Source organism: Phenylobacterium sp., assembly GCF_965229015.1.
GTDB lineage: Bacteria > Pseudomonadota > Alphaproteobacteria > Caulobacterales > Caulobacteraceae > Phenylobacterium.
On the sequence record NZ_CBDDIM010000002.1, the window covers coordinates 1,311,505 to 1,335,097 of the forward strand.

The 23,593-nt window shown below is 69.2% G+C and carries 19 protein-coding genes; 11 read left to right on the top strand and 8 right to left on the bottom strand.

Annotation, left to right across the window (positions count from 1 at the left end; all coding sequences use genetic code 11):
• Nucleotides 1-73: 73 nt before the first annotated feature.
• Nucleotides 74-2,569 (bottom strand): TonB-dependent receptor, encoded by a 2,496-nt coding sequence (locus ACO06I_RS22730; protein WP_421934896.1) that lies wholly within the window; start codon nucleotides 2,567-2,569, stop codon nucleotides 74-76.
• 403 nt (nucleotides 2,570-2,972) lie between these two features.
• Nucleotides 2,973-5,807, bottom strand: coding sequence for a TonB-dependent receptor (locus ACO06I_RS22735; protein WP_421934897.1), 2,835 nt, complete (start codon nucleotides 5,805-5,807; stop codon nucleotides 2,973-2,975).
• Nucleotides 5,808-6,209: 402 nt separating this feature from the next.
• Here ACO06I_RS22735 and queC point away from each other — a divergent pair, with 402 nt between their 5' ends.
• The 4 genes from queC (at nucleotide 6,210) to ACO06I_RS22755 (ending at nucleotide 10,454) form a co-directional block, all read left to right on the top strand.
• Nucleotides 6,210-6,932, top strand: coding sequence for a 7-cyano-7-deazaguanine synthase QueC (queC, locus tag ACO06I_RS22740; RefSeq protein WP_421934898.1), 723 nt, complete (start codon nucleotides 6,210-6,212; stop codon nucleotides 6,930-6,932).
• Nucleotides 6,929-7,561 (top strand): 7-carboxy-7-deazaguanine synthase, encoded by a 633-nt coding sequence (queE, locus tag ACO06I_RS22745; RefSeq protein WP_421934899.1) that lies wholly within the window; start codon nucleotides 6,929-6,931, stop codon nucleotides 7,559-7,561. Before queC ends, queE begins: the two co-directional genes overlap by 4 nt.
• Before the next feature lie 35 nt (nucleotides 7,562-7,596).
• Complete coding sequence (locus ACO06I_RS22750) at nucleotides 7,597-7,968, top strand: 6-carboxytetrahydropterin synthase (protein WP_421934900.1); 372 nt, start codon at nucleotides 7,597-7,599, stop codon at nucleotides 7,966-7,968.
• Between the two features lie 101 nt (nucleotides 7,969-8,069).
• The gene (locus ACO06I_RS22755; protein WP_421934901.1) at nucleotides 8,070-10,454 is read left to right on the top strand and encodes a TonB-dependent receptor plug domain-containing protein; all 2,385 of its coding nucleotides are present in this window, start codon (nucleotides 8,070-8,072) and stop codon (nucleotides 10,452-10,454) included.
• A gap of 20 nt (nucleotides 10,455-10,474) precedes the next feature.
• Here the strand turns inward: ACO06I_RS22755 and ACO06I_RS22760 are convergent, their stop codons facing one another.
• From ACO06I_RS22760 to ACO06I_RS22775, 4 genes are all read right to left on the bottom strand, one after another.
• Nucleotides 10,475-10,699: a hypothetical protein gene (locus ACO06I_RS22760; RefSeq protein ID WP_421934902.1), complete on the bottom strand. Its 225-nt coding sequence runs from the start codon at nucleotides 10,697-10,699 to the stop codon at nucleotides 10,475-10,477.
• A gap of 77 nt (nucleotides 10,700-10,776) precedes the next feature.
• Complete coding sequence (locus ACO06I_RS22765) at nucleotides 10,777-11,298, bottom strand: response regulator (RefSeq protein WP_421934903.1); 522 nt, start codon at nucleotides 11,296-11,298, stop codon at nucleotides 10,777-10,779.
• A gap of 185 nt (nucleotides 11,299-11,483) precedes the next feature.
• On the bottom strand, nucleotides 11,484-12,605 hold the full coding sequence (aroC, locus tag ACO06I_RS22770; protein ID WP_421934904.1) for a chorismate synthase: 1,122 nt from the start codon (nucleotides 12,603-12,605) through the stop codon (nucleotides 11,484-11,486).
• A 33-nt stretch (nucleotides 12,606-12,638) separates the two neighbouring features.
• Nucleotides 12,639-13,325: a DnaJ domain-containing protein gene (locus ACO06I_RS22775; protein WP_421934905.1), complete on the bottom strand. Its 687-nt coding sequence runs from the start codon at nucleotides 13,323-13,325 to the stop codon at nucleotides 12,639-12,641.
• A 103-nt stretch (nucleotides 13,326-13,428) separates the two neighbouring features.
• Between ACO06I_RS22775 and pdxH the strand changes: the two genes are divergently transcribed.
• The 6 genes from pdxH (at nucleotide 13,429) to ACO06I_RS22805 (ending at nucleotide 20,931) form a co-directional block, all read left to right on the top strand.
• Nucleotides 13,429-14,094 (top strand): pyridoxamine 5'-phosphate oxidase, encoded by a 666-nt coding sequence (gene pdxH / locus ACO06I_RS22780; protein WP_421934906.1) that lies wholly within the window; start codon nucleotides 13,429-13,431, stop codon nucleotides 14,092-14,094.
• The gene (locus ACO06I_RS22785) at nucleotides 14,091-15,581 is read left to right on the top strand and encodes an AAA family ATPase (RefSeq protein WP_421934907.1); all 1,491 of its coding nucleotides are present in this window, start codon (nucleotides 14,091-14,093) and stop codon (nucleotides 15,579-15,581) included. Before pdxH ends, ACO06I_RS22785 begins: the two co-directional genes overlap by 4 nt.
• A 118-nt stretch (nucleotides 15,582-15,699) precedes the next feature.
• Complete coding sequence (locus ACO06I_RS22790; RefSeq protein WP_421934908.1) at nucleotides 15,700-16,092, top strand: hypothetical protein; 393 nt, start codon at nucleotides 15,700-15,702, stop codon at nucleotides 16,090-16,092.
• Nucleotides 16,093-16,134: 42 nt separating this feature from the next.
• Complete coding sequence (locus ACO06I_RS22795) at nucleotides 16,135-16,548, top strand: response regulator (protein WP_421934909.1); 414 nt, start codon at nucleotides 16,135-16,137, stop codon at nucleotides 16,546-16,548.
• Nucleotides 16,549-16,588: 40 nt separating this feature from the next.
• Nucleotides 16,589-18,028, top strand: a complete 1,440-nt coding sequence (locus tag ACO06I_RS22800) for a sulfatase-like hydrolase/transferase (protein WP_421934910.1) — start codon at nucleotides 16,589-16,591, stop codon at nucleotides 18,026-18,028.
• Between the two features lie 113 nt (nucleotides 18,029-18,141).
• The gene (locus ACO06I_RS22805; protein ID WP_421934911.1) at nucleotides 18,142-20,931 is read left to right on the top strand and encodes a long-chain-fatty-acid--CoA ligase; all 2,790 of its coding nucleotides are present in this window, start codon (nucleotides 18,142-18,144) and stop codon (nucleotides 20,929-20,931) included.
• Here the strand turns inward: ACO06I_RS22805 and ACO06I_RS22810 are convergent.
• Nucleotides 20,928-21,827 carry an MBL fold metallo-hydrolase gene (locus tag ACO06I_RS22810; RefSeq protein ID WP_421934912.1) on the bottom strand — a complete coding sequence of 300 codons (900 nt, stop codon included), beginning with the start codon at nucleotides 21,825-21,827 and terminating at the stop codon, nucleotides 20,928-20,930. The two genes, ACO06I_RS22805 and ACO06I_RS22810, sit on opposite strands and share 4 nt — an antisense overlap.
• A gap of 280 nt (nucleotides 21,828-22,107) precedes the next feature.
• Entirely contained in the window at nucleotides 22,108-22,521 is a 414-nt protein-coding gene (locus ACO06I_RS22815; RefSeq protein WP_421934913.1) for a TIGR01244 family sulfur transferase, read from the bottom strand.
• Nucleotides 22,522-22,633: 112 nt separating this feature from the next.
• Here ACO06I_RS22815 and oppB point away from each other — a divergent pair, with 112 nt between their 5' ends.
• Nucleotides 22,634-23,557 (top strand): oligopeptide ABC transporter permease OppB, encoded by a 924-nt coding sequence (gene oppB, locus ACO06I_RS22820; protein ID WP_421934914.1) that lies wholly within the window; start codon nucleotides 22,634-22,636, stop codon nucleotides 23,555-23,557.
• Nucleotides 23,558-23,593: the final 36 nt, after the last annotated feature.

Genomic DNA, 23,593 nt, shown 5'->3' on the forward strand with positions numbered 1-23,593 from the left:
GCGGCGGATTGCTCCGCCGCCCCTTGCGTGGCTTGGGGAAAGAGGCCCGCCCCGAGGGACGGGCGCTCTCGCCTTAGAACCGGTATTGCAATTCCAGGCTGTAGGTCCGCGGCGCGATCAGGCCCCGCGTGATGGCGACGCCCGTCTGACGCAGATACGGGGTGCCGCCGACCACCAGGCCCGGGTTCGGGTTGCCGAAGATGGCGGTGGGGTTGGTGGAGCCCGTGGAGGTGAAGCCCTCCTCGTCGGTCACGTTCTTCACCGAGGCGATGAGCGTGTACTTGTCGTCGGCGTCCTTCCAGATCGCCCGCAGATCGCCGGTGCCGTAGGCCGGAACCTCGAAAGCCGGGTCCTTGAAGGGCTGGTAGATCGTCGAGTCCGTCCAGGTGTAGGTGCCCGACAGGATCAGCGAGCCCGGGGTGAAGTCGAAGGTGTAGTTGGCGTTGAACGCGAACTTGTTCTCCGGGGACTGGAAGAGCTGGCTGCCCTTCAGGTCCTGGAAGACCAGCAGCACGCCGTTGGTGGTGGCCGTGCCGCCCTTGGGCTGGGCGCTGGCGAGCAGGGCCGAGGGGTCCGCGGGGTCATAGAAGCAGCAACCGCGGGTGATCTCGGTGTTCAGATAGCCGTAGGAGGCCATCATCTGCAGGGCTTCGGTCGGACGCCATTGGGCTTCCAGCTCCACGCCCCAGGCCTTGGCGTCGACGTTCACGAAGTTCGAGGCCGCCGCGGTGCCGGTCGCGTTGAGCTGCGACAGGTTGAGCTGCAGGTCCTTGAAATCGTTGTAGAAGACCGACGAGTTCAGGATGAAGCGACCGTTGAAGGTCTTCTTCAGGCCGATTTCGTAGGCGTCGACGCTTTCCTGGTCGGCCTTGGGCTGCGGGGCGAGCGTGCCCAGCAGGAAGCCGCCCGACTTATAGCCACGGCTGTACTTGGCGTAGGCCAGGGTGTCGGTGTCCGGGGTCCAGTCCAGGTTCAGGGTGCCGGTGACGGCGCTCCAGCTGTCGGACATGTTGCGGAAGTTCTGAACGCCGGGGGTGGACGGATCCATGTCGCTGGAGACGTCGAAGGCCGCGGCGCCGCCGGCGATCGAGGGCGACTGGATGATCAGCCGCTGGCTCTCGAAGCCGTCCTTGTCGTCGACCGTGTAGCGCAGGCCGCCGGTGATCGCCCAGCTGTCGCTGAACTTGTAGGTCGACTGGCCGAACACGGCCCAGGCCTTGGACTCCAGCACCGCCTGTTGGTCGGCGAAGTTGCGCAGCGGGTTCGCCGCGGCCGGCGTGCCCAGCAGGGTCAGCGGGGTGGCGAGCTGCGACTGCTGGGGGGCGCCCAGTTGGATCCGCTGCTTATATTCCTCGTGGTACTGGTAGAGGCCGAGGATCCAGGAGAGCGGGCCGTCACTGTTGGAGGTGAGGTTCAGCTCGTTGGAGAAGTAGCGCTTGTGCTCGTTGAAGTCGGTGGTCTGGTCCGGGTAGTAGGGGACCACCATGCCGGGGATGGTGATGGCCGCGGTGCGGCTGGTGCCGTCATAGTCGCCGCCGGTCTGATAGTTGTACTGCTGGAAGCCGCCGATGTACTTCAGGTCGGCCCAACCCAGGTCATAGGTGACCTGGGCGGTGAGCAGGTGGTTGCCGCGCAGGTGGCCGTAGCCGTCGCGGTTGGTGTTCTGGGTGTAGGGGTCGGTGACGCCCGGATTGGCCACGCCGTAGCCATAGGCCGGGTTGGGCATCAGCCCGCCGATCGGCTGGAACACGCGGGTGGTGTCGTAGGGGGTCACCAGGTTGGCGAGGCGGTCGCCGACGCCGGTGGTGTCATCCCAGCCGGTCTTGGAGTAGCGCAGCCAGGCCTTGGTGTTGTCGCCCAGCTCGGCTTCGGCTTGGAATTCGAAATAGGTGCGCTTGATGGCGCCGCCGTCATTGGCGCCGCCGATGTTCTTGATGAAGCCCTCGCGCTGGAGGTCGTTGCTGCCGCCGATCTTGAAGCGGAGGTGCTCGGCCACCGGGATCGAGACCACGCCCTCGATCTTGGTGTGCTCGTAGTTGCCCACCATCAGGCGGACTTCGCCGCCGAACTCATCGGAGGGGTGCTTGGAGACGGTGTTCACCGCGCCGCCCATGGCGTTGCGGCCATAGAGGGTGCCCTGCGGACCGCGCAGGATCTCGGTGCGCTCGACGAACAGCGGCGACTTGAACAGTTCCGACGACGAGGCGGAATAGAAGCCGTCCGAGTAGGTGGCCACGCCCGGGTCGTTGCCGACATAGAAGGTGTTGCGGCCGGCGCCGCGCAGCGACACACGGTCGGTGCCGGAATAGTTCATCCCCGGCGTGAAGTTCACGAAGTCCTGGATGTTGTTCATGCCCACGACGTCGCGCTGGGCCGAGGTGAAGGCCGAGACGGCGACGGGCACGTCCTGCAGGGCCTGCTCACGCTTTTCGGCGGTGACCACCAGCTCTTCGATGGTGAAATCGTTGGCGTCCTGGGCGAAAGCCGGAGCCGCGATCGCCGCCAGGGTCAGGGTCGAGACCCCGACGGCCAGGACGGTGCGCAGACGCGTGCGGTTGGTTGGCGACATGTATCCTCCAAGGCGGCGGGACCTGCGTCCGCTTCCGCCTGCATGTACGAATCTAATGAAAACCAGGCGCGGGGAGGCGCCTGGAAGCGCGCTACCTCCGTCGCGCGCCTGGCGACGTCAATGTTGCGGCCCGGAAGTGGACGGGAATCGGCGACGCTTTCGCGCGTCTGTGGCCGAAGTACCGCAGTTTCAAACCGCCGGTACAAAACTGACCCGTGTTCTTTGGTGGCTTTGTTAATCCCAGGGAAAGCTCGGCCATTCGGCGGCTTATGGGGGTCGAGCCGGCATACCGGGTCGACGAATTGACGCGAGCGTCTCAGATGAGAGGGGTTTTGGCGTCAGGCAAGAAAAAGGGGCGGCGGGTTTCCCCGCCGCCCCAAAAGGCGCTCCCGGTTGGGGGAGACTAGAACTTCTTGGTCACGGTCACGCCGTACTGGCGCGGCTCGAGGGTGAAGGTGTTGGTGAACAGGCCCGAGGAGTCGTCGGTCAGGTAGAGGTCGGTGATCGGCTGCTCGTCGGTCAGGTTCTTGCCGTACAGCTGGATGTCGAGGCCCCAGTCGGGGTTGCTCAGCGTCACAGTGGCGTTGATGTTCTGGTAGCCTTCCAGCTTGTCCGTCGTGGAGTTGAAGATCCGCGCGTAGCTGTCGTCTTGGCGATAGTAGTCGGCGCGGGCCGTCAGGCTCATGCTGTCGGAGATGTCCCACTTGTACTGGGCGCCGAACCCGACGGTGAACTTCGGCGAGTTGGGCAGTTCCTTGCCGGTCAGGTTCACCGGGACGCCCTGGCCGATATTGGCCACGCTGTTGGGCAGCGGCGAGTTGTTGACGAAGGCCGGAGCCGTCGCGACGCCCGCGGGGTAGTTGTAGATCCCGATGGCGCCGGCCAGGGCCGAGGGCAGACCCGAGCAGATGCCCAGGACCGCGGACGGCGCGATGGTCAGCAGGGTGGCGACGCCGGAGGTGGTGGCGACGCAGTTGGAACCGTCGGTGGCCTTCACCACCACCAGGTTCGGATTGCCCTGGGTGCGGTTCATGGTGTCGATCGAGGAGCCGTTCTGGATCTCGGTGTCCAGCCAGCCGTACTGCAGGTTGAAGCGCAGGTTGTGGATCGGCTCCCAGATGCTCTCGATCTCGACGCCCTTGATCTTGGCGTCGACGTTCTCGTTCTGCGAGGACTTATTCACGATCTTGGAGATCTGATAGCCCTTGTAGTTGTAGTAGAACGCCGTGGCGTTGAAGATCAGGCTGCCGCCAAGCAGGCTGTTCTTGGTGCCGATCTCGAAGGCGTCCAGTTGTTCCGGCGCGAACGAACTGGTCACCGCCGCGCAACCCGGCGTCGTGGCGTCGCAGGGGGTGTTGAAGCCGCCCGCCTTATAGCCGCGCGCGTAGGTGGCGTAGAAGGTCGAGGCTTCGGTGAAGCTGAGCTCCGGCGTCCACTGCAGGTTCAGGCGGCCGGTGGTGGCGGCGTTCTGATAGTCGACCCGCACGGCGGGAGCCGCACCGCGGCCGCCGGTGAAGTTCGGGTTCGGGATCACGCCGGACGCGGGCGGCGGCGCGACCTTGGTCGGGCCGGCCAGCAGGGTGATCGGGGTGGAGTCCAGAACCTTGTGGTCGTCGGTGTAGCGCAGGCCGGCGGTCAGCTTCAGGGTGTCGTTGAGCGCCCAGTAGACTTCGCCGAACACCGCCTTGGAGGTGGTCGTGTTGTGGCCGCGGGAGTCGTAGTAGTTGCGGCCTTCGTTATCCGACGGCGGGAAGTTGGGGTCGACGTAGAACGGGAAGACGTTGGGGATCCCGCCCAGGTCGTTGAGCTGCGCGAAGGCGGTCAGCGAGTTGGAGAACACGTAGTAGTCGGTGACCGACTGGTACTTGGTGTACAGGCCGCCGACGCTGAAGTTCCAGGCGCCTTCGTTGTTGGAGAACAGCCGCAGTTCCTGGCTGTATTCCTTGCTGTCGGTGCGCCCGAAGTCGAAGGAGCGCAGCTTGTTGTCGCGGCCGACCTGCGGGTCGGTCACGAAGCCGCCGGGCGCCACCAGGTTCATGGCGCCGACCGGGGTGAACACCCCGGTGCCGACGATGCGGTTGTAGTCGGCGTAGGAGTAGCCTTCGTTGTAGTTCACGCCGGTCAGCGAGGCCAAGGTCAGGCTGTCGGTGAGGGCGACCGAGGCGTCGATCTGGAAGAAGTCTTCCTGCGCCTGGTAGATCGGGTCGGTGACCGACTCGATGTTCAACAGGTTGTGGTCCTGCACCTTGCCGGCGTTCAGGTCGCCGTTGGACAGGCCGCCCAGCTGGGCCAGCAGGCCGCCGAGGGTGGCGACCGAGTTGACGGCGCCGTAGGCGGCGTTCTGGTAGCGGGTGCCGGGCAGGCAGCCCTGGCTGAAGTAGTTGCGGTTGGCGCCGGTGGCGACGCCGCCGATGGTGGCCGGGCCCGGGTCGGCGATGCAGAGCTGCTTGCCGATACGCGAGCGGGAGTCCTTCTCGTTGAAGTGCTCCCACAGGGCGGTGACGTCGAGGACGTCGTTCGGCTTCACGCGGAACTGCAGGCGCGACGAGGTCAGGTCGCGGTCATCGATGTCGTTGTGGGTGTAGGTGTTGTCGCCGTAGCCGTCCCGCTTGATGTAGGAGGCCGACCAGCGCATGGCCATGAAGTCGTTCAGGGGGACGTTGATGGCGCCCTTCACGCGGGTGGTCTTGTAGTTGCCGTACTCGGCGCTCAGCCAGCCGCTCATGTGCTCGTCGCCGACGATCGGCTTGACGGTGATCACGTTGACCACGCCGCCCGTGGCGTTCCGGCCGTACAGGGTGCCCTGCGGTCCGCGCAGCACTTCGACGCGCTCCACGTCGTAGAACTCGGCGTCGGCCAGGTGGTTGGCGGTCTGCGGGGTGTTGTTCTGGTGGAAGCTGACCCCGGCCTCGCCGCTGCCGACGACCTTGGTGCCGATGCCGCGGATGGAGAGGTTGTAGCCCCCGAAGTTGGAACGCGAGAAGTTCACGTTCGGAATGGCCTGGAGCAGGTTCTGCCCGCCGTCGATGCGCTGGACGCGGAGGCTGTCCTCGGAGAAGGCCGAGACGGCGACGGGAACGTCTTGAAGCGACTCTTCGCGCCGCTGAGCGGTGACGACAAGCTCTTCGATGACGTTACTACCGCCCGATTGGGCGAAGGCGGGCGAGCTCATCGCGGTCAGGGCCGCGGCGCTCGCGCCAACGACCAGCAAGCTCCGCAGGTGCAGAGTTTTGGACATTCTACGTTTCCTCCCAGGACAGCCGGACTTTCTACGCCGGTCCGGTCTGTCAGCATTCGCCGCGCAATATTTTCGGCCGGGAACACGCGGCGGCTGCCCCAGCAATCGATACGGTCACGCCGCGAGCTAGAGTCTGTCAACGCACGGCGATAGGTGAACGGCGTTCAGTCAGCATCTTTTCGGCCTCATGTGGCGCAAATACCAAGGTTCTTTTAACCTTCCCTAGGGGCAATAAAACCTGAGCGCGCAAGGGACAGGCGATCTCCAGGTCGCCTCGTCGGCGAATGTGCATCACCCCCTGTTGTGGTCTCGCCGCGCGAACGGCGCGCGGCGGTCGCGAAAGGGGCTGTGGCGCGTCGCGCAAGCCTTCCGATTTGGCCCCCGCTGCCGCATATGGGGGCCATGAGCCAAGCATCGCGCGCTATCGTGCTGTTCTCCGGCGGCCAGGACTCCAGCGTCTGCCTGGCCTGGGCCCTCGAGCGCCATGACCATGTGGAGACCGTCGGCTTCGACTATGGCCAGCGCCACGCCGTGGAGATGGCCCAGCGCCAGGTGGTGCGCGCCGCCATCGCCCAGCGCTTTCCCCGGTGGGCCGCCAAGCTGGGGGAGGACCACGTCCTGGACCTGACCGGCTTCGGGGCGGTGGGCGAGACCGCCATGACCACCGAGCGGGCCTTCGAGATCACCGAGAAGGGCCTGCCCAACACCTTCGTCCCCGGCCGCAACCTGGTGTTCTTGACCTATGCCGCGGCCCTGGCCGACCGGCGCAAGGCCCGCTTCCTGGTGGGCGGCATGTGCGAGACCGACTTCTCCGGCTATCCCGACTGCCGGCGCGACACCCTCGACGCCCTGCAGACGGCCCTGAACATGGGGATGGCTCAGGACTTCGTCATCGAGACCCCGCTGATGAAGCTGACCAAGGCCGAAACCTGGGCGCTCTCCAAGACCCTGGGGGGCGAGGCCCTGGTGGACCTGATCGTGGCCGACAGCCACACCTGCTACCGCGGCGAACGCGGCGAGCTGCACGACTGGGGCCACGGCTGCGGGGACTGCCCGGCCTGCGAGCTGCGCATCAAGGGCTGGAACGAATGGGTGGCCGCCGGCCGCCCGGAGCTTGTCCTGTGAGCTATTCGGTCAAGGAGATCTTCCTGACCCTGCAGGGGGAGGGGGGCCAGGCCGGTCGCCCCGCCGTCTTCTGCCGGTTCGCCGGCTGCAATCTGTGGTCCGGACGCGAGCAGGACCGCGCGACCGCCGTCTGCACCTTCTGCGACACCGACTTCGTGGGGATGGACGGCGAGGGCGGCGGCCGGTTCGCCACGCCCGACGCCCTGGCCGACGCCGTCGCCGCCAAGTGGACCGGGGGGCCCGACAACCGCCTGGTGGTCTGCACCGGCGGCGAGCCCCTGCTGCAACTGGACCCGCCCCTGATCGCGGCCCTGCACGCGCGGGGTTTCACCATCGCGCTGGAGACCAACGGCACCCTGGCGGCCCCCGAGGGCGTCGACTGGATCTGCGTGAGCCCCAAGGCCGACGCCGCCGTCGTCCAGCGCTCGGGCCAGGAGCTGAAGCTGGTCTTCCCGCAGGCGGGCGTCGATCCGGCGGCCTTCGAGGGCTGGGATTTCGAGCGCTTCCTGCTGCAGCCGATGGATGGTCCGGCGCGCGTCGAAAACACCCAGGCGGCGATCGCCTATTGCATCGCACACCCCCAGTGGCGTTTAAGCGTCCAAACCCACAAATACCTCGGCATCCCATAGGGTTCACGAGCCCTGCCGGACGCCAAAGACAGCTGATGACCGCCCCGATTTTCGAGATCACCAAGTCCGCGACCTTCGACGCGGCGCACTACTTCGAGGACGGGCCGGAGCACCGGCCCTACTCGCGGCTGCACGGCCACTCGTTCAAGGTGGAAGCCACCGTCCGCGGCGCGCCCCAGGAGCCGGTGGGCTGGGTCGCCGACCTGGCCGACCTGGACGCGGCCCTGCGCGGGGTGGCGGCCGAGCTGGATCATGGCCTGCTCAACGAGAAGCCGGGCCTGGAGCGGCCGACCCTCGAACACCTCTGCCTCTATTTCGCCGAGCGGCTGAAGGCCCCGTTCCCCGGCCTGTGCCGGATCGTGGTCTCGCGCCCGACCATCAACGAGAGCTGCGCGCTAAACCTCTAGGCGCCACCGCGGGTTGACGCCGCCGCCGCGCCGCCTCTAATCCGCCGGTAAGGCTTCCGGGGGGAACGGCGATGCGAAAGTGGTTGGGGACGGCGTGCGCCTTGGCTCTCGGCCTTGGCCTGGCAGGTCGGGCCTTCGCGGACGAGGTCACCTCCGTCGACGAACTCATCGTCACCGGCACCCGAGTCACCGGCCTGCGGGCCAGCGACAGCGCCGCGCCGATCCAGGTGGTCGGCCAGGCGGCCCTGGAACGGAGCGCCTCCACCGACCTCGTCAACACCCTGGCCCTCATGGTGCCATCCTTCACCGCCCAGGCCGTGGGAGGCGACACGGCCAACGAGACGCTGTCGGCCCGCCTGAGGGGGCTCAGCCCCAACCACGCCCTGGTGCTGATCAACGGCAAGCGCCGGCACGGCACCTCCAACCTGGCGATCCTGTCGAGCGCCTATCAGGGCGGAGCGACGGCCGACCTGAACTTCATTCCGCCCGCGGCCATCGCCCGCATCGAGATCCTGCAGGACGGGGCCGCGGCCCAGTACGGCTCCGACGCCATCGCCGGTGTCATCAATGTCATCCTCAAGCAGGACGACGCCGGCGGCTCGGCCGACGTCATGGCCGGCCAGTATTTCGAGGGCGATGGCGACACCGGCGAGATCTCCATCAACGCCGGCTTCCGCCCCGCAGGCAACGCCTTCGTCAACGTCACCGCCCTCTCGCGGTACCACAGCTATTCCAACCGCGGCGGCCCCGACCAGCGGGTCGAGCAGGCCATCGCGTCGGGCGCGCATCCGGAGTGGCGCAGCCTCCCGGGCTACCCCTACCTCAACAAGATCTTCGGCGACGCCCGCTATCAGCTGAACCTGGTGACCGTGAACGCCGGCGCCGACCTGGGCGGCGAGACCCGCGCCTACGCCACCGCCACCTACGGCGCCAAGTACGGCGGCGGCTGGGCCAACTTCCGCACGCCCACCCGGTTGCCGGCCCTCTATCCCCAGGGCTTCGACCCCATCGACACCACCAAGGAGCAGGACTACGCCCTCACCGGCGGCGTCGCGGGCGTGTCCGGCGGCTGGACCTGGGACCTGTCGAGCACCTGGGGCCGCGACGAGATCGCCGTCAACGTCACCAACTCGGCCAATATCGATCTCTATAACGACACGGGAAGTACGCCGTCCGACTTCCACGCCGGCGATTTCATCGCCACCCAGTGGACCACCACCCTGGACCTCGCCCGGCCCTTCGACCTGCTGGCGCGCCCGGCGACCTTCGCCGCGGGGATCGAGCGCCGGGAGGAGATCTACGAGATCAGGGCCGGCGACGCGGCCTCCCGCTACAAGGCCGGCTCCCAGTCCTATCCGGGCTTCGCCCTGACCGACGCCGGCAAGCACAAACGCGACAACTGGGCGCTCTACGCGGATCTCGCCTTCGCGCCCGCCCCGGACACCACCCTCGACATCGCCGTGCGCCACGAGCGGTTCAGCGATTTCGGCGACACCACGGTGGGCAAGCTCACCGGCCGTTGGGACGTGACGCCGGCCTTCGCCATCCGCGGCACGGCCAGCACGGGCTTCCGCGCCCCGACCCTGGCGGAGAGCTACTACTCGGCCACCAACGTCCAGCCCAACTCGGCCTATGTCCAGCTGCCGCCCAACGCGCCGGCCGCCGCCCTGATCGGCATCGACAAACTGAAGCCCGAGAAATCGGTGAACTTCAGCGCCGGTGTCCTGGCGCGCCCCGGCGCGGGCGTGGTGATCACCCTCGACGCCTACCAGATCGAGGTGGAGGACCGGGTCGTGGGATCGGGCACCCTCTACGGCTACGCCAACGGCGTGGTCCGCTCGGCCGCGGTCAACGCCGCCATCGCCGCCAACGGCAACGTGCTGGAGCCTGTGCCCTTCAGCGGGATCAACGTCTTCTCCAACGGCGTCGACACCCGTACCCGCGGCGCGGATCTGGTGGTCACCTGGTCCAACAGCTACGGGGCGCCCGGCCGCATCGACTGGACGGTGGCGGCCAACTACAACCAGACCAAGGTCACCGGCGTGCGGGCCACGCCCGCCCAACTGGCCGCCTCCGGCCAGAGCCTGTTCGACAAGGTGGCGCTGTCCACCCTCGAAACCGCCTCGCCCAAGACCAAGCTGGTGGCCGGCGCCCTCTGGCAGGCCGGACGCTGGAGCGTCGACCTGCGGGAGACCTGGTACGGCCAGGCGTCTCGCTACGCCGACCCCGGCGACGGCCGCTACTATCTCGACAAGGCCGGCGCCAAGCTGATCACCGATCTGGTGGTGGGCTACAGGGTGACGGAGGGGGTCAGCCTCACGCTCGGGGCCAACAACCTCTTCGACGTGCGCCCCAATCGCGTGAACGCCGCGGGTCTCGCCGCCAGCGCCGCGGCCGGCAATCCGGCCGTGGAGGTCTATCCCGCCTTCTCGCCCTTCGGCATCAACGGCGGCTTCTACTACGCCAAGGTCGGCTACCGCTTCTGAGCCGGCGGCGTCCGCTTCGGCTAGCGCCGCTTGCGGTCGTCGCGGGTTTCCTCGTCCTTGCCGTCGCCGGGGATCATCGCCCCCACCACCATGCCCGCGCCCTTGGCGGTCATGCCGACGGCGCTGGCGGTGACGCCCACGGCGGTGCCCACCACAGCGCCGGCGGCCATGGCGATGCAACCCGACTGGGAAAGGCCAAGCGCCAGGAACAGGGCGCCGGTGGCGGCGGTGCGGGCGAGTTTCATGCTGGGGTCCCCGGGTGGTCCCGTACGGTTAACCGCCAAACCATACCAAAAGGTGGCGAGGCCGGGGCTGCGGCGTCTCAGCGCCTGGGGCTGCGGGGGACCGGGCCCGCGGCGGCGCGGTCGGCGGCGCGGCGGCGGGGGCCGTCATAGTCGGGGTCGACCTTGCGACGGCGGTCGGGGCCGAAATAGTCGTCGGTGCGGACGAAGGGCCGGGGATGGTCGATGATCTTCTGCAGCCGGTCCAGCACGCCGCGCGCGGTCAGGGGCTTGGCCAGGAACTCGTTGACCCCGGCGTCGCGGGCCTCGTGGATCCGGCGCAGGGTGGAGTGACCGGTGATCATGATCACCGGCGCCATCTGGTTGGGGCTGTCGGCGGAGTTGCGCAGCAGCCGCACGAAGTCGATGCCGTCCAGGGGCTCCATGGCCAGGTCGGTCATGACGATGTCGATGGTGTGGGCCCGCATGCGCTGCAGGGCCTCGGCGCCGTCGCTGGCCTCATAGATGTTGTTCACGCCCACCGCGCGCAGGATCTCCGACAACAGAACCCGGATGTGGGGGTTGTCGTCGACGAGCAGGATCTTGAGAAGGTCAAGCCGCACGGGGCGTCGCTACAATCTAACCTAGAAAATTGGACGCCACGACGGCCCTCGGAATCAAGAGCCGGAAGCGCAGGAGGCGCTCAATAACGGGGCGTAACAAGTTCGGTCAACGCCGAATAATACTGTTCGATCAATTCGATTCCGCAGGGGCGAAGGTCAGGCGCGGCGCTGGCCCGGGTCCGCCCTCAGTCTTCCGCAACCCTGCCGGGCAAGAAGGCTTCGCCACCCGTTTGGGCCCGGTGGCGCAGGAAGGCGTCGGCCAGGACGCAGGCGGTCATGGCCTCCACCACCGGTACGGCGCGCAGGCCCACGCAGGGGTCGTGGCGGCCCTTGGTGCGCAGCTCGATCTCCTCGCCGGCCTCGTTGATGGAGCGGCGCAGGGAGAGGATGGAGGAGGTGGGCTTGAAGGCGACGCGCGCCACCACCGATTGACCGGTGGAGATGCCCCCCAGGATGCCGCCGGCGCTGTTGGAGAGGAACATCGGGCCCTCGTTGCCCATGCGCATCTCGTCGGCGTTCTCCTCGCCGGAGTAGGCGGCCGAGGCGAAGCCCGCGCCGATCTCCACCCCCTTGGCGGCGTTGATGGACATCAGCGCCCCGGCCAGCTCGGCGTCGAGCTTGCCATAGATCGGCGCGCCCCAGCCGGCGGGCACGCCCACAGCCTCCACCTCGACGATGGCGCCGGTGGAGGAGCCGGCCTTGCGGACCTGTTCCAGGTGCTCCTCCCAGACGCCGACCATCGCAGGATCGGGGCACCAGAAGGGGTTCTGTGTGGTCTGGTCCCAGTCGAAGCGCGACCGGTCGATGGCGTGGGGTCCGATCTGCACCACCGCGCCGCGGATCGTCACGCCCGCCAGGATCTTGCGGGCCACGGCGCCGGCGGCGACCCGGGCGGCCGTCTCGCGGGCCGAGGCCCGGCCGCCGCCGCGATAGTCGCGAACCCCGTACTTGGCGAAATAGGCGTAGTCGGCGTGGCCTGGGCGGAAGGCCTGGGCGATCTCCCCGTAGTCGCGGCTGCGCTGGTCGACGTTCTCGATGATCATCGAGATCGGCGTGCCGGTGGTGACCTGGCCGTCGGTGCGCTCGTCCTCGAACACGCCCGACAGGATATTCACCGCGTCCGGCTCCTGGCGCTGGGTGACGAACTTGCCCTGGCCCGGCCGGCGCTTGTCCAGCCAGACCTGGATCTCCTCGGCGGTCAGCTTGATGTTGGGCGGGCACCCGTCCACCACGCAGCCCAGCGCCGGCCCATGGCTTTCGCCCCAGGTGGTGACACGGAACAGGTGGCCGAAGGTGTTGTGCGACATGGCGGCGCTTCTAAACGCGCGGGCTGAATATGGCTAGGCCGCCCAGGCCGCGGCGAACCGGCGGAGCTGGGCGCGGGCGGCGGAATCGCCGGTGGCGCTGTCGGCGGCCAGGCGCAGGAACAGGTGACCCTGGCGGTGGCGGCCGCGCGCCGGCAGGCCCTGGCCCACCAGGCGGATCAGGCCGCGCTCGCAGGCCTTGCGCGTGATCCAGATCACCCGGCGGCCCAGGGGCGTGTCCACCCCGATGCGGCCGCCCTCGGCCAGCAGGCGCGGTTCGATCTTCACGGTGATCCAGAGGTCGTCGCCACGCACCAGCATCTCGCCATCGCCGCGGATGGCCACCTCCAGCTCGGCCTCGCCGGCGCGGACCGTGTCGCCGGCCCGCAGGCCGGGGGGCAGATCGATCTTCACCCGGCGGCCGTCGGGCAGGCGGTGCTCCACCTTGCCGCCGGCCATGGCCACCAGGGGCGGGACCGACAGGGTGGGGGAGGCGGCGACCGGACGGCTCACCGTGGCCGGCGGCTGGCCGACCCGGTCGCGCGGCGCGGGCGCGATCTGCAGGATGCGATAGGCCTCCACCACCTCGCGGAAGCGTTCGGCGTCACCCCCCTTTCGATCAGGATGGGCGCGCTTGGCGGCCTCGCGGAAGGCGCGGCGCAGCTCGGCGGGGCCGGCGAGGGGACCCGCGCCCAGCACCTCGCGCGCCCGCTTCACGCTCATCGTGGTTGTGTTCGCCCCGGCCATCCCGCGCAGTCTTAGGAAGACGCGGTCAATGCGGGGTTAAGCCCCTGACGCTGGGCCACGCCTGCGCTATATGCCGAGCATGACCGACAAGCCCGCCATCCCCGCCTCGCCGAGCGAGGACGACTACGTCCGCAGCGTCACGGAGGCGCATCCCCTGCCGCTGTTGACGGAGGAGGACCCCATGGCCCTGTTCAACGCCTGGCTGGGCGAGGCCCTGGACAAGGAGCCGAACGACGCCAACGCCATGGCCCTGGCCACCGCCGACACCGATGGCCTGCCCGACGTGCGCATGGTGCTGCTGAAGGACGCCGACGACCGGGGCTTCGTCTTCTATTCCAACGAGACCAGCGCCAAGGGCCGCGAACTGGCCGCCAATCCCCAGGCCGCCCTGCTGTTCCACTGGAAGTCCCTGCGCCGCCAGGTGCGGGTCCGTGGGCCGGTCTCCCACGTCACCGACGCCGAGGCCGACGCCTACTGGGCCACCCGCGCGCGGCCCGCCCAGATCGGCGGCTGGGCCTCCCAGCAGTCCCAGGCCCTGCCCGACCGCCTGGCCCTGGAGAAGCGCATCGCCGAGTTCGGCCTGAAGTTCGGCATCTCCAAGGTGCCGCGCCCGCCGCACTGGCGCGGCTTCCGCATCACCCCCCACGTCATCGAGTTCTGGCGCGACCGCCCGTTCCGCCTGCACGAGCGCCTGGTCTTCCAGCGCGAGGGCTCGGGCTGGACCACGACTCGGCTCTATCCTTGACCGACGGCCAGGAAGCCGAGGTGGCGGCCTGGTTCGAGGGCCGCTCCGAGCGCGCCATCGAGACCGCCTGCGCCCGGGTCTACCTGGCCGGCGACCAGGCCTTCAAGGTCAAGCGCCACGTCGACCTCGGCTATCTCGACTACTCCACCCTGGACCTGCGCCACTGGGCCCTGGAGCGGGAGCTTAGCTTCAACCGCGCCGCGGCGTCGGACATCTACCGAGCCGTCCGCCGGGTCAGCCGCGCCGCGGGCGGCGGGCTGGAGCTGGACGGCCCCGGCGAGACCGTCGAGTTCGCCCTGGAGATGCGCCGCTTCGATGAGCATGCGGTGCTGTCGGCCCAACCCTGGGCGGTCGACGGTCCCCTGGCCGACGCCCTGGGACGCACCGTGGCCGGTTTCCACGCCGCGGCCCCGATCCGGCCCAAGGGCGGCGGCGGGGCGGCCCTGAAATACACCATCGATTCCAACGCCCACCTGCTGCGGGGCCTGGCGCCGCGCCTGGGCGCCGAGCGGGTCGAGCGCCTGGTGGCGGCCACCGACGCCGAATACGTCCGCCGCGAGCCCCTGCTGGACGCCCGCCGCGCCGCCGGCTTCGGCCGCCACTGCCATGGCGACCTGCACCTGGGGAACATCCTGCTGGAGGCCGGCCGGCCGATCCTCTTCGACTGCATCGAGTTCAACGACGTGCTCTCGGAGATCGACGTCCAGTACGACCTGGCCTTCCTGCTGATGGACCTGCAGTTCCGCCGGCGCTCCGACGCCGCGGTCCGCGCCCTATCGGCCTATCTGGACGAGGCCGCCCGGGTCTGGGGGGGCGAGCTGCGCCTGGGCCTGGCCGCCCTGCCGCTGATGCTGTCGGTCCGCGCCGCGGTCCGCGCCCATGTCTGCGCCAACAGCGGCGATGACCCCGGCGCCCTGGCCTATCTCGAGGCCGCCATCGCCCACCTGACCCCCGTGACCCCCAGCCTGGCGGCCGTCGGCGGCCTGTCGGGCACCGGCAAGTCCACCTTCGCCCGGCTGATCGCGCCGGGCCTCGGCGCCTCGCCCGGCGCGGTGGTCCTGCGCACCGACGAGGTGCGCAAGCGGCTGCTGGGGGCGGCCCACGACCAGCCGCTCTCCAGCGAGGTCTATTCCCAGTCCTACTACGACCAGGTCTACGACACCCTGTTCGCCGACGCCGCCGACCTGCTGGCGGCCGGCCGGGCGGTGGTGCTGGACGCCACCTTCATCCAGCCGGAGCTGCGGGTCCGGGTCGAGGCCCTGGCGGCGCGGGCCGGGGTCCCCTTCCACGGGGTCTGGCTGGAGGCCGCCCCGGAGATCCTGGCCGGACGCATCCAGGGCCGCACCGGCGACGCCTCCGACGCCACCCTCGCCACCCTGACCATGCAGCTGGCCCGCGACATCGGCCGGGTGGCCTGGACCCGCGTCGACGCCTCGGGTCCCGCCGAGGACTCCGCCGAGGCCTGGTCCACCCGCTACGCCCGCTGACCCTCGTCGCGGACAACCCGTTTTGAGCCTGTGCGGGGACGTCGCAGGCGGGGCCTGATTCATGGTCTGTTAGCCGCGACCGCACAGGGTCTTCCGACACAACTCGGGGATCGGTGTTATGGGCGCGCAGACGCAGACCGCGGACGTCCTGGAGGCCAGCGTCTCCAACATGGTGGGCGTGCTCTCCTGGGAGATCGAGCTGGCCGGCGCCCGCTGCATGAAGCTCGACGTCCTGGTGGCCGAGCTGCTGCACATCCTGCCCCAGGAGCATCGCGAGAAGCTGGTGGAGGGGATGCAGACGGTGGACCTGCTGGGCCAGCAGCTCACCAGCCTGGCGGCCTTCGCCCGCCACCTCAGCGACGAGATCTCCGACGAGGTCACCGCCTCGGTGCAGGACGCCCTGGGGGACATGAAGCTCGCGGCCCTGGCCGACCGGATGTTCACCGCCCTGGGCGGTGAGGAAAAAGGCCTCAACGACGGCGACGAGGCGGGCGACCTTGACCTGTTCTGAGCCGATAGTCGTCCCCACCCGGTCCGCGCGGAAAGGCTGCCCATGACCCACGAAACCCAAGGCCGCCGGATCGTGATCTGCGATCCCGACCGCACCGTCCTCGAGCTGCTGCAGATCCGGCTGGAGCTGGCCGGCTGCGAGACCTTCACCGCCCGCACCGGCGAGGCGGCGCTGGAGACCCTCGAGCAGGTGGCCCCCGACGCGCTGCTGCTGGAGCTGGACCTGCCGGGGATGGACGGGTTCGCGGTCCTGCGCGCCCTGGACCCCGACGGGGAGGGCCTGGCCTTCCCGGTCCTGGTGATGGGCAAGCGGCTCGGCGAGGCCGACTTCCAGCGCGCCGTGGCCCTGGGCGCCCGCGCCGGCCTGGTCAAGCCCTTCGGCGGCACCGACGTGGTGGAGACCGTGGAGCGCGAACTGCGCGCCGCCGCTCCGGCCCGCCGCGCGGCGGTGGCCTAGGCTCTTTCCTTCCCCGCCGCGCCTCGTCCATGGTGGCGGGGTGAACATCCTCTTCATCACCCTCGACCAGTTCCGCGGCGACGCCCTCTCGGCGGCGGGCCATCCGATCGTGCGCACGCCGAACCTCGACCGGCTGGCGCGGGAAGGTGTCCGCTTCGCCCGCCACTACAGCCAGGCCGCCCCCTGCAGCCCGGGGCGGGCCAGCCTCTACACGGGGACCTACCAGCTCAATCACCGGGTGGTGGCCAACGGCACGCCCCTCGACCGGCGGCTGGACAATGTGGCCAAGGCCGCGCGGCGGGCGGGCTATACGCCGACCCTGTTCGGCTACACCGACCAGGCGGTGGATCCCCGTGACGCCACCGGCCCGGACGATCCCCGCTTCCGCTCCTGGGAGGGCGTGCTGCCGGGCTTCGAGGTGGGGCTGAACTTCGCCACCCACAATCCCGAGGTCTGGGTCGAATGGCTGCGCGGCCTGGGACACGAGGTCCCCGACGACTATGAGGGCGCGGTCGGCGGCGAGCCGGGCCGGCCCGCCGAGCACAGCCTGTCGGCCTATCACACCGACGTCCTGCTGGACTGGATCGCCGCCCAGGACGGGCCCTGGTTCGCCCACCTGTCCCAGCTTCGCCCGCACCCGCCCTATGGGGCGGCGGGCCATTTCGCGGCGATGTACGACCCCGCCGACATGGCGCCGCCCATCGCGCCCTCGCAGGACCGCCACCGCCTGCACGACGGCCTGCGCCGCGCCATCGGCGCTCCGGAGGACCCTGCCGAGATGGCCCATATCCAGGCCCAGTATTTCGGCATGGTCAGCGAGGTCGACCACCAGCTCGGCCGGCTCTGGGCCGCCCTGGAGGCCAGCGGCCAGTGGGAGGACACCTTCATCGTGGTCACCGCCGACCACGGCGAGCAGCTCGGCGACCACGGCCTGATCCAGAAGTCGGGCTTCTTCGAGGAGAGCTATCACATCCTCAACATCGTCCGGGACCCGCGGGCGACCCGGGCCCATGGCAAGGTGGTGGACCGCTTCACCGAGAACGTCGACATCCTGCCCACCCTCTGCGAGGCCATGGGGATCCCCGTACCCGACCAGTGCGACGGCCTGCCGCTGACGCCCTTCCTCGCCGGCGAGGACCCGCCCCACTGGCGCGCCGCCGCCCACTGGGAGTTCGACTGGCGGGGCTCAAATATCTCCAAGGGCCCGCAGGCCTGGCCCTGGGACCGGCGGATGGAGCGGCAGAACCTGGCGGTGCTGCGCTCGGACGAGGCGGCCTATGTCCAGTTCGGCGACGGCGACTGGCTGTGCTTTGATCTCGCCGCCGACCCCACCTGGCGCACCCCGGTCACCGACACAGGGGTGATTCTGGCCCACGCCCAGGCCATGCTCACCTGGCGGGCCCAGCACACCGACCGCACCCTCACCGGCCTGTTGATCGACAATGGCGGGACGGGGCGCTGGCCGGTCGCGCACGCCTGACGCAAATGCTAACCAAACGCCTCGCGTCACGGGGGCGCGGCGTTGCGCCCCGGCGCGCGCGAAACTAGCTTGTCGCGCGCCCGTTCAGAGGCCGAAGTTGGAGGACGCTTTCGATGCAAGGCAGGATGCAGGACTGGCCGCTGACGGTCGACCGCATACTCGACCACGCCAAGTCCTGGCACGGGGACCGCGAGATCGTCTCGCGCTCCGTCGAGGGCCCGATCGTCCGCACCACCTATGCGGAGGTCCACGCGCGGGCCAAGCGGGTGTCCAATGTCCTGCGGGGTCTGAACATCCAGCCCGGCGACCGGGTCGCGACGCTCGCCTGGAACACCGCCCGCCACATCGAGGCCTGGTACGGGATCATGGGGATGGGGGCGGTCTGCCACACCCTCAATCCGCGCCTGTTCTCCGAGCAGCTCGTCTACATCATCAACCATGCCGAAGATAAGGTCATCTTCACCGACCTGACCTTCCTGCCCATCCTGGCCTCGATCCGCGACCAGATCCCGACGGTTCAGCACATCATCGTCTTCACCGACGACGGCCACATGACCGCCGACCTGCCCGGCGCCCATTCCTATGAGAGCCTGCTCGGCCAGGTCTCCGAGGACGCCGTCTGGGGCGGCTTCGACGAGAATTCGCCGGCCGGCCTCTGCTACACCTCCGGCACCACGGGCAATCCCAAGGGCGTGCTCTACTCGCACCGCTCCAACTTCCTGCACACCCTCGTCACCATGGGCGCCGACGTGCTCGGCATCGGGGCGACCGACACCGTCCTGCCGGTGGTGCCGATGTTCCACGCCAACGCGTGGGGCGTGGCCTTCTCCGCGCCGGCCGTGGGCGCCAAGCTGGTCATGCCCGGCGCGAAGCTGGACGGCGCCTCCATCCACGAACTGCTGGAGAGCGAGCAGGTCACCTTCTCGGCCGCCGTGCCCACGGTCTGGCAGATGCTGCTGACCCACCTGCGCGAGACCAACGGGACCCTGAACAGCCTCAAGCGCGTGGTCATCGGCGGCTCGGCCGTGCCCGAGGCCATTGTGCGCGCCTTCCGCGACGACTACGGCGTGGCCGTAACCCACGCCTGGGGCATGACCGAGACCTCGCCGCTCGGCACCCAGGCCACCCCCAACCACAAGATCGCGGCCATGGACGACGAGGCCCAGCTTCGCTTCCAGCTCAAGCAGGGCCGCCCGCCGCTGGGCATCGACCTGCGCCTCACCGACGACGCGGGCCACGACCTGCCCCGCGACGGCCACACCTTCGGCAAGCTGCTGGTGAAGGGCCCGTTCGTGGTGGGCGAGTACTTCAAGGGCGACGGGGGCGAGATCCTCGACGACCAGGGCTTCTTCGACACCGGCGACGTCGCCACCCTCGACGAGCACGGCTTCATGCAGATCACCGACCGCGCCAAGGACGTCATCAAGTCCGGCGGCGAGTGGATCAGCACCATCGAGATCGAGAACATCGCCGCCGGCCACCCCAAGGCCGAGCTGGCCGCCGTGATCGGCATGCCGCACCCCAAGTGGGACGAGCGGCCCCTGCTGCTGGTCAAGCTGCGCCCCGGCCAGACCGCCACCAAGGAGGAGTTCCTGCAGTTCCTCGAGGGCAAGATCGCCAAGTGGTGGATGCCCGACGACGTGGTCTTCGTCGACGACATTCCCCTGGGCGCCACCGGCAAGATCGACAAGAAGCTGATCCGCACCCGGATGGCCGACTATGTCCTGCCCACCGCCGTGGCCGCCACGGCGGCCGGCGCCGCCCTGGCCGCTCCGCCCGAGCCCAAGATCTACGCCCCGGAGCCGGAGACCCCCGCCGAGGCGCAGGCCGAACCGCATCACACCGCGCCGGAGCCGCCCACCGCCGACCACACCGCCTGGTCCCCGGCCGCCAAGCCGTTGCAGGAGGAGGCCTATTCCGGCCTGACCGTGGTGACGCCGACCCTGGCCTCCTTCCCCGCCGCCGACGCCGCCGACGCGCCGGAGGCCACGGCGGAGGCCGGCGCCCCTTTTCCCGCTGAGCCGCGGGCCGAGGCCGCGGCGCACGCCGATCTTCCCAGGCCGGAGGTAACGCCGGAGGCGCCCCTGGCCATGCCCCTGCCGCACGAGCGCCGCAAGGCGCGCAAGCGGGGCGGGGGCTTCGCCGGCTTCTACCTGAACCTCGCCACCCTGGTGGCCCTGACCCCGGCCCTGATGGTGGGCGCCGGCATGCTGGGCACCCGCTCGGGCCTGATGGACTGGAAGACCGGCCTGGGGGTCATCGCCCTGGAATGGGCCCCAAAGGTGGCCCTGGTGGCGGTGGCCGCCGGCCTGCTGGGGGTGATCATCGCCCTGTTCTCGGGCTTCGGCCGCTTCTGGGCCCGCGCCCTGCTGGTCCTGGCCATCTGCGGCGCCACCTTCGGGGCCTATGTCTGGGCCCGCCAGGCCCAGGTGACCAACCCGCCGATCAACGACGTCTCCACCGACTGGAGCATGCCGCTGACCTTCTCCCAGAAGATGATGCGCGAGCGCGGTCCCGAGGCGATCATGGTGGAGGCCGATCCCGTGCGACCGCTGGACTCCGCCGCCTATGCCGGACGCCGGGTCGCCGAGATCAACGCCGAGACCTGCGCTCAGGCCCGGCCCCTGCTGCTGCCCGCCGCCCCGGGCGCCGCCTACGCCAAGGCCAAGGCCGCCGTCGAGCAGGCGGGCCTGGCCCTGGTCACCGACGATCCCGCCAGCGGCCGCATCGAGGCCACCGGCCGCAGCCCCGCCTTCGGCCTGAAGAACGACGTGGTGGTCCGCGTCCTGCCGGCCCCCCAGGGCGCCCGCATCGACGTGCGCGCCATCGGCCGCGTCCCCGTCCCCGACTTCGGCGCCAACTGCGCCCGGGTGACCGAGCTCATCGGGGCGATGCGGAGCTAGACCGCCCGGTACTCGCTGTCCGGCCCCGGCGTCCCGTCCGTGGTCACCAGGCCGCGCCGCACCAGGTCGATCATGTGGCCCAGCACCGAGCGGGCCGCGGCCGGATGCAGGCGCGGATCGACGTCGGCATAGAGCACCGGCACCATGTCGCGGATCCTGCCGTGGCCCTCGGTGACGGCTTTCAGCACCTGGGCCTCGCGGGCCCGGCGGTGGGCGATATAGGCCTCGATGAAGGGGGTGACCTCGGTGACCGGCGGGCCGTGGGTTGGCCACAGGACCGAGAACCCGCGCGCCTTCACCTTGTCCAGGCTCTCCATGTAGTCGGTCATGTCGCCGTCCGGCGGGGTGATCACCGTCGTTGACCAGCCCATGATGTGGTCGCCGGAGAACAGGGCGTTCTCCTCGCGCAGGGCGTAGCAGATGTGGTTGGAGGTGTGGCCAGGGGTGGCGATGGCCTCGATGGTCCAGCCCGGCCCCTCGATCACCTGGCCGCCGCCGCACAGGCTGACATCGGGGGCGAAGTCGTGGTCGTGGCCGGCCTCCATCCGCACGCCGCTGTCGTCGGTGGGGGCGTGGGCCACCGCGCAGCCATAGATCGGCGCGCCGGTCCGGGCCTTCAGCGGGCCGGCCAGGGGCGAGTGGTCGGAGTGGTGGTGGGTGATCAGGATGTGGCTGACGGTTTCGCCCGGCTCCAGGGACGCCAGGATCGCCTCCAGATGGTCGTCCATGTCGGGACCGGGATCGATCACCGCCACCTGGCCGCGGCCGACGATGTAGGTGCCGGTGCCCAGATAGGTGAAGGGCCCGGGATTGTTGGCCACCACCCGCCGGATCAGGGGGGAGACCTGGTCGACCTTGCCGTAGTCGAACTTGATGTCGCGGACATAGGGAATCATCGGGCGGTCCTTTTTCCGGCGCCGAGTTTGCGCTGTGAGCCTCAAATCCAGTGATGTGAGGCGGTTATGGCGGCGCAGGCGGCGATGTTTGTTTCAAAACGGCTTCAGCGGGTGGTCTTCGCCCTGATGTGTCTCATGACGGCTCAACTGGTCCTGACCATGGCCAGCTGCGAGCCCGACGAACCGGCCCTGCTGGGCGCGGTCCGCGTGCCCATCTCGATGCCGGGCTAAGCGCGATAGCCGAAAGTGGATACCGGTTTCGGCGACCATCGCGCGTTCTTCAAGAAGTCGGAAGCACCCCGTTCAGGTCGTATCCGGCCTGTTCCCCCAGCTTCACCAGTTCGTCGCGGCTCCGCGCGCCGTCCAGGGCCTCGCCCAGGGACCAGGTGATGATGGAGCGGGTGCCCGAGCGGCAGAAGGCCAGGACCGGCCCCTCGGAGTTCTCCAGGATCGAGCGTTCCTCGGCCACCTGCTCCTGGGTCGGCCCGCCCCGCACCGGGATATAGGCGTAGGCCAGGCCCGCGGCCTTGGCCGCGGCCTCGACGACGGCGCTCGGCGGCTGGGCCGGATCCTCGCCGTCGGGGCGGTTGTTGATCACCAGCTTGAACCCCATCGCCGCGGCGCGGGGCAGGTCCTCCAGGCTGATCTGGGGGCTCACGGAGAGCTGGTCGGTGACGCGTCGAAATTCGGTCATGGTCTGACTTCACTAAGCTGGGGAGAGGCCCTTCGTTGACATCATCAAGGGCCAGTGAAACTTTCGCAACGCCCGGCCGTCAAAAGGCCTCCACGTCGAGCTCCCAAAACCCATGTTGCGTTTCATAGGCCGCCGACTTCTCGTGGCCATTCCGACGCTGTTCCTCGTCGTGACCCTGGCCTTTTTCATGATGCGGGCCGCCCCCGGCAGCCCCTTCGACATGGACCGCAAGCTCTCGCCCGAGATCGAGCGCAACGTCATGGCCAAGTACGGCATGGATAAGCCGCTCGGCGCCCAGTACGCCGACTACCTGACCGGCGTGCTGCACGGCGATTTCGGCCCGTCCCTGAAGTACAAGGACAAGACCGTCCTGCAGATCCTGCAGGAGAACTACAAGGTCAGCCTCACCCTGGGCCTCTCGGCCATAACCCTCGCCGGCGCCATCGGCGTCACCCTGGGGGTGCTGGCGGCGCTGCGGCAGAACGGCTGGGTGGACTACGGCGTCATGGGGGTGGCCATCATCGGGGTCTGCATCCCGACCTTCGTCACCGCGCCCCTGCTGGTGCTGCTGTTCGGCTCGATCCTGCAGTGGCTGCCCAACGGGGGTTGGAACGACGGGGCGCTGGCCAATCTGGTTCTGCCCATCACCGTGCTCGCCCTGCCGCAGATCGCCATCATCTCGCGCCTGACCCGGGCCGGCATGATTGAGGTGCTGCAGTCCAACTATGTGCGCACCGCCCGGGCCAAGGGCCTGCCGGCCCACCGGGTGGTGTTCAAGCACGCCCTGCGCGCGGCCATCCTGCCCCTGGTCAGCTATCTCGGCCCCGCCTGCGCGGGCCTGCTCACCGGCTCCCTGGTGGTGGAGAAGATCTTCAACCTGCCGGGCCTGGGGAAGTTCTTCGTCATCAGCGCCCTGCAGCGCGACTACACCGTCGTCATGGGCATGGTGATCTTCTACGCCGCCCTGATCCTGTTCCTGAACCTGGTCGCCGACCTGCTCTATGCGGTGCTCGACCCTCGCGTGAGGCTGTCGTGAGCACTCCTATTCTCGCTCCCGGCTCGCGCGAAGGCG

What these genes read in the sequence shown, in the direction of transcription:
- ACO06I_RS22730 (WP_421934896.1), bottom strand. Translation starts at nt 2,569, where the DNA reads ATGTCGCCAACCAACCGCACGCGTCTGCGCACCGTCCTGGCCGTCGGG.
- ACO06I_RS22735 (WP_421934897.1), bottom strand. Translation starts at nt 5,807, where the DNA reads ATGTCCAAAACTCTGCACCTGCGGAGCTTGCTGGTCGTTGGCGCGAGC.
- queC (WP_421934898.1), top strand. Translation starts at nt 6,210, where the DNA reads ATGAGCCAAGCATCGCGCGCTATCGTGCTGTTCTCCGGCGGCCAGGAC.
- ACO06I_RS22750 (WP_421934900.1), top strand. Translation starts at nt 7,597, where the DNA reads ATGACCGCCCCGATTTTCGAGATCACCAAGTCCGCGACCTTCGACGCG.
- ACO06I_RS22760 (WP_421934902.1), bottom strand. Translation starts at nt 10,699, where the DNA reads ATGAAACTCGCCCGCACCGCCGCCACCGGCGCCCTGTTCCTGGCGCTT.
- aroC (WP_421934904.1), bottom strand. Translation starts at nt 12,605, where the DNA reads ATGTCGCACAACACCTTCGGCCACCTGTTCCGTGTCACCACCTGGGGC.
- ACO06I_RS22775 (WP_421934905.1), bottom strand. Translation starts at nt 13,325, where the DNA reads ATGAGCGTGAAGCGGGCGCGCGAGGTGCTGGGCGCGGGTCCCCTCGCC.
- pdxH (WP_421934906.1), top strand. Translation starts at nt 13,429, where the DNA reads ATGACCGACAAGCCCGCCATCCCCGCCTCGCCGAGCGAGGACGACTAC.
- ACO06I_RS22790 (WP_421934908.1), top strand. Translation starts at nt 15,700, where the DNA reads ATGGGCGCGCAGACGCAGACCGCGGACGTCCTGGAGGCCAGCGTCTCC.
- ACO06I_RS22795 (WP_421934909.1), top strand. Translation starts at nt 16,135, where the DNA reads ATGACCCACGAAACCCAAGGCCGCCGGATCGTGATCTGCGATCCCGAC.
- ACO06I_RS22805 (WP_421934911.1), top strand. Translation starts at nt 18,142, where the DNA reads ATGCAAGGCAGGATGCAGGACTGGCCGCTGACGGTCGACCGCATACTC.
- ACO06I_RS22810 (WP_421934912.1), bottom strand. Translation starts at nt 21,827, where the DNA reads ATGATTCCCTATGTCCGCGACATCAAGTTCGACTACGGCAAGGTCGAC.
- ACO06I_RS22815 (WP_421934913.1), bottom strand. Translation starts at nt 22,521, where the DNA reads ATGACCGAATTTCGACGCGTCACCGACCAGCTCTCCGTGAGCCCCCAG.
- oppB (WP_421934914.1), top strand. Translation starts at nt 22,634, where the DNA reads ATGTTGCGTTTCATAGGCCGCCGACTTCTCGTGGCCATTCCGACGCTG.